Below are 5,253 nucleotides of genomic sequence, written 5' to 3' on the forward strand. Positions count from 1 at the left end.
GTCCGGCTCGGTTTTTGCCCACGTGGGAGCCTGCGGCATTGGCAGCCGCACCTGACGAGTGGCTTGTCGCAGTTCGACTCGGATTTTGCCTGCGCGGGGACCCCGTCACAGTTTTCACCCCCGCTGACCTGCGACGATGCAAGATCGTTCCAGAACCTCCGGGAGGTGGATAACTGGGCAAAAATTCATGATCGATAACGTTTGTGCGGGTCAGGGAGGTGCCGATGTTTTCCGGAACCTCCCCCGATCCGCGGCGTGTCGGAGGTCCTGGGCGACGATCAAGGTTGTGCGGTTTGACAGGAAGCCGCATCGTGTGCTGCTCGGCCGGCCGAGCGCGGTGCCGGCGGGCCCGTAGGGTCTCCCTGGGGCTGCGCCCCTGGCCCCGCCCCTCCCGGCCGACCGGATGGCACGCCTGTGACCTGGCCACCGACACCACCTCCTGTCCGGGAGTACCGGGCGTATGTTCCGGCTCGGCGCTCCACGAGCCAGCCCCCTGCCTGGCCGATTCGCCCACAGGGCCGGACCTGCGGGGGCTGCGGCGCTGGCACGGGCGGACGGCAGCGGGTCACGGGCCACTCCGAAGACACAGATGCGGCATGTCCGGGTCGACGGTCGCCGGTACCCTCATCTTGTAGCCATGCCGAGCCGGACACGATGTAGGGGGTCGCGATGCGGGCGCCCCGTCGCCGACGGCCACGCAGCTCAACCAAGCTGATAGCCGCCGATCCGGGGTATCTGGCTGCCCTGGCCGCGCGGGTTTCCTACACCCCGAGCCCCGAGCACAAGGACTACCTGACCAGCGCCGGGCCGGGGAAGCTGCGAAGTGACGCGTCGGCGTGTCCACGTGACCTGGTGCTCGACGATGTCGCCAAATGGCTGTACGACGCGGTGCGCGCTGGCAACGTCAGCGCACACGTCGAGGGTGATTTCCCGCGTTACGTATGGACGCGGGTCGGTGAACGCGTCTACGAGGCGCGTCTGTGTAACTCGGGGTCTGGCGAGTACAAGGGATACCCGATCCTTCCCGCGGAAGCTCCGGGGTGGCTTCCGTGAGTGTCGGGGTCGAGTTGCGGATCGAGTGGCTTGACGCACCCGGCGTGCGTGCTCCCGAACTGGCCGCCACCTGGGCGAGGTACGAGCTGTGGGTGGACGGCAGATGTGTGACGCAGGTGGAGGAGGCCGGTGGCACCTTCCGGCGGTCGGTCTATGGCAGTCTTTATCCGCTGGCGGAATGGATCGCCACCAACTGGTGGCTGCTGACGGGGCACATTCGTCCCTCCGCCATCAGGCCCACGCACTGGACGTGGTCCAACCTGCGCCGGTATCCCTGGCTGCGCCAGCACAACCTGCGGGGCGCCGGAGACGGGATGGCCTGGCCCGACCTGACAGCGGTACCCGAAGGGGCGATCACCCGGATTGTCTGGGCCGCCGACGAGGACCGGGTGCCGGGGGCGTTGCGGTTCGCGTCACGCGGACGAGCGCTGGTGCGCTCCGACGAAGCCAGAAAGACGTTGGCCGGCATCGTCCAACGCGTCCTTGACCGGCTCGCGGAGTCGGACGTCGGGAAGACGCCGCTTTCCACGGAATGGGCGGAAATAGGAAACGCGGACGAAGAGGAGCGGGATTTCTTCCTGGCGGCGGCCAGGCTGGGCCTCGACCCGTATGCGGTCGACGAGGAGACCACGGCGAAACTGCTGGCCATTGTGCCGGCCATCCCGGACGAGCTTCGGGACGACTTCCTGGACAGCGCGGACCTCGACACCCTTGACATAGCCGCTGCGTGGCTCCCGAAAGCGTCCGAAGCGGCTCGCCACGCGTCAGCCGACGCCGCGATGCCGTTGGATCCTCTTCGTGCGGCGGTGGCGGGTGAGCTCGCCGCGGGCGCCGTGCGGGACGGCGCCGGCCTTCGACAGCCATGGCATGTCGGCTTCGAAATGGCACGCGCGGTGCGGCAGGCGCTGGGCACCGGGGCGACCGTGCCCTTCGACATATCCGCCTGGGTGGGCGCACGGACACTTCAGGGCCCCGCGGGCGGCCTACAGGGCTTTGCCGCTGTCCGGGACGACCGGTGCGGGCTCGCGCTGAGCGATTCACCGACGTTCGCGAGCACGGCGGGGCCTGGTAGCCACTATCAGTCGTTCCGCCGCGCGAAGGCACTCGGCCGTGCGATTTTCCGGCCATATCAGCGAACCTTCCTCCTGGCCTCCACCCATGTCGGCGACGACCGGGTCGCGGGCGCCTTCGCGGCCGAGCTGCTTGCCCCGGCCGAGGGAATACGCCGTGCACTGGCGACTCTCGGGACGCACGACGAGGACGCCGCCCTCGACGTCATAGCGAGCCATTTCGGCGTTTCACCACTGACCGTAAGACATCAGGTCGACAACCAGCTTGAGGACATCTGAAAAGCTAATAATATTCATTTCAGCCCGGTGGGGACGGGGTGTCGGTGGGCGTCGCCGGGCGGGACGGTCCGACGCGCTGCCGGTAGCGTCGGGTCTTGGCCCGGTTGCCGCAGACGGCGGTCGCGCACCAGCGCCCGGTCCGGGGCTTCGATTCGTCGTAGAAGACGACTCGGCAGTCCGGCGCCGCGCACATCTTCACTCGCTGCCAGGTGCCGTCCGCCGTTGCGAGGACCGCGGCGGCCGCGAGACGCGCCACTGCCTGAGCGGCCTCGCCGCCTCCGGCGGGTTCGAGTTCGACACCGCCGGGGCCCACCCGGATCCGCAGCGCGAGGCGGTCGGCCACGTCGCCCAGATCGACGCTCTCCGGAGGCGGTTGCGTAGTCCGCCGGTTGGCCGCGGCCGCCTCGCGAAGCGCCGTGCGCAGGCGCAGCGCGTCCGCGAACTCGGTCTCGCCCGCGAACGCCCCTTCCGGCGCCAGGCCGTGAGCCGTGAGCCAGCGGCTCAGCGCCTCGGGATCCGTGAGCTGCTCGCGCGGCCGGTGGGCGCCGAAGATCCGCTCGTCCACGGAGTTGAGGAACGCCCCCAGTGCACGCAGCGACGGCGGCGCACCGTAGTGCGACGACCAGGCGTCCAAGGGGTCCATGTCCTCACCAGTGAACCACCTATCAGGAGCGACACCATTAAATGATATAGATGGTGTTGGTAAGGGCTGCGGCCTGAAGATCTACGACTAGAAGGGGCCCGGATGCGTACAGGAGAGCAGGCAGGACGGAGATCAGGCGGGCCGGCCGGGAGGGTGACGCCGTTCCGGATCAGCACACCGGACGACGTGCTGGAGCGGATCCGACAGCGTCTCGCCGAATTCGACCCGGCGGCCCTGTCGAGACGGCCCGGTTGGCAGTCCGGTACCGACCCGGCGGCGCTTGACGCACTCACGCGGTACTGGCTCACCGGCTACGACTGGCGCCGGCACGAGCGAGAGCTCAACACCTTCGAGCAGTTCATCGCCACCGTTGACGGCGTCAAGCTGCACGTCCTGCGGGAGCCCGGCTCCGGAACCGCTCCCTCGACGGTGCTGCTGCTGCATGGATGGCCCACCTCGTTCGCGACGTTCCGCGCGGTCATCCGCGGGCTCGCGCACCCGGAGACCGCCGGCGGCGATCCGAGGGACGGGCTGACCGTCGTCGTCCCGTCACTACCCGGATACGGCTTCTCCTCGCTCGCGCCGGCCCCGCTCGGCGCGCGGTCGGCCGGGCACCTCTTCCACAGGCTGCTTACCGAGGTTCTCGGGGAGTCCAGGTACTACGTCCACGGCGGGGATCAGGGTGCGCCGATCGCCGAGTGGATGGCCTTCGACCATCCGGACCACTGCGCCGGGCTGCACACCACCCTCCTCGGCGTCCGTCACGACGGGGCGCCCCTGGGAAGCGGCCTGACCGGCGTCGAGGATCCGTCGGCCGACGAGGCCGCGTTCGTCCGGCGGGAGCATGACCTGAACACCGGCCCCCTGGGCGCATACCTTCTTCTGCAGGTGACGGCGCCGCTCACGCTGGCACCGGCCCTGGCGGACAGCCCGGCCGGCTTCGCCGCATGGGCGCTGGAGAAGTTTCACCTGTGGAGCGACCCCAACGCCAACGCCAACGCCGCCGGCGGCGGACCGGCGCTGACCGCGGACGACATCATCACCGAGATGATGATCTATCTTGCCTCGGGCAGCGTCGCCAGCTCGTTGGTGGCCTACTCGGAGTTCCTCGCCGGCCCGATCACGCTTCCGCCCGGCCGCGTCATCGAGGTGCCCTCCGCGTTCGCGGCCTTCCCCGACCCGCGGGTCGTGACCCCGCCGGCGAGCTTCGTCGCGCGTTCGCGCAACCTGGTGCGATTCACCGAACCGCCGCGCGGTGGGCACTTCCCGGCCCTCGAGGTCCCTGAGATCTTCACGGCCGACCTGGCCGGGTTCGTCCGGCAGGCGGAACGCGCCAGCACGACGACGTGATCCGCGCATGCGTCGACGAGCCGGGCCGGGCCGGGGCGCGCCACCGTTCGGGTGAACGGTGCGTTTCCCGTTTCCCAGGCGGGAGCGTAAGAACCCCAGGCAGGAGCGTAAGAAAAACGTGACACTCCCCTCTCCACGGTTCTCACCGGGTCAGCTCTTCATGATCGGTTCACCGGGTCTCTCCGGCTGGTTCAGGATTTTTCTGGTGAGCTGGTGGAGGGCGGGGCAGAGGTTGACGGTGTCCTCGTAGCAGGCGACGTTGACCAGGATGTCGGCGGCGGCGACCAGCAGCGCGTAGCGTCCCGACGGGCTGTCGAGGATGTCCGCGAACGTGGCGTGGAGCTGTTCGGCGGTTTCGGGGGCGGCCAGGGCGGTGCAGTACAGGCGTGCGGCGCCGGAGCCGGCCACGCCGGTGCCCCAGTGTTCCCAGTCGAGGATCGTCAGGTTGGGGATGGTGACGTTGCCCCAGTGCAGGTCCAGGTGTTCGGTGCTGCCCCAGGCCGGCGCGATTCCCGGGGGGAGTGGCCGGCGGCCGCATGTCGGGTGAACACGCACGGTGACACCGTACCGTCCGGACCGATGGCGGCGGTGCCGTGTCCGCACTGCCCGCAGGTGTCCGCCTGCTGTCGTACTGAGGGTGTTGGCCGAGGTGTAGGTGGAAAACGTTATCTCGACAACGTTTTCCACCGACGGCTTCCGTACCCGTAGGTGGAAAACGTTGTCGGGGCAGCGCTTTCTACCTACGAGTGGTGGATGCCGGCTGCGGTCGTGGGTGGTTTTCGTCGATATGGTGTCCCTACGCGTGGATGTCGGGGGTCAGCGGCGTTGGGGGCGTGGGTGTGAACGGGTGTGCTGGTG

At 69.0% G+C, this 5,253-nt stretch carries 5 protein-coding genes; 3 read left to right on the forward strand and 2 right to left on the reverse strand.

Annotated features, from left to right (window positions below; genetic code table 11):
• Positions 1-669 precede the first annotated feature (669 nt).
• Positions 670-1,053: a hypothetical protein gene (locus AC5LUJ_RS23060; RefSeq protein WP_250284641.1), complete on the forward strand. Its 384-nt coding sequence runs from the start codon at positions 670-672 to the stop codon at positions 1,051-1,053.
• The gene (locus AC5LUJ_RS23065; RefSeq protein ID WP_493465759.1) at positions 1,050-2,402 is read left to right on the forward strand and encodes a hypothetical protein; all 1,353 of its coding nucleotides are present in this window, start codon (positions 1,050-1,052) and stop codon (positions 2,400-2,402) included. The genes AC5LUJ_RS23060 and AC5LUJ_RS23065 overlap by 4 nt, the downstream gene beginning before the upstream one ends.
• Positions 2,403-2,421: 19 nt before the next feature.
• Here the strand turns inward: AC5LUJ_RS23065 and AC5LUJ_RS23070 are convergent, their stop codons facing one another.
• On the reverse strand, positions 2,422-3,045 hold the full coding sequence (locus tag AC5LUJ_RS23070) for a CGNR zinc finger domain-containing protein (protein ID WP_493465760.1): 624 nt from the start codon (positions 3,043-3,045) through the stop codon (positions 2,422-2,424).
• 102 nt (positions 3,046-3,147) lie between these two features.
• On the opposite strand from AC5LUJ_RS23070, the gene AC5LUJ_RS23075 reads away from it, so the two are divergent.
• Entirely contained in the window at positions 3,148-4,395 is a 1,248-nt protein-coding gene (locus AC5LUJ_RS23075) for an epoxide hydrolase family protein (protein WP_250291679.1), read from the forward strand.
• A gap of 150 nt (positions 4,396-4,545) precedes the next feature.
• Here the strand turns inward: AC5LUJ_RS23075 and AC5LUJ_RS23080 are convergent, their stop codons facing one another.
• Entirely contained in the window at positions 4,546-4,950 is a 405-nt protein-coding gene (locus AC5LUJ_RS23080) for a hypothetical protein (protein ID WP_250285879.1), read from the reverse strand.
• Positions 4,951-5,253 lie beyond the last annotated feature (303 nt).

It is taken from the genome of Protofrankia sp. CiP1_Cm_nod3, from assembly GCF_982290655.1.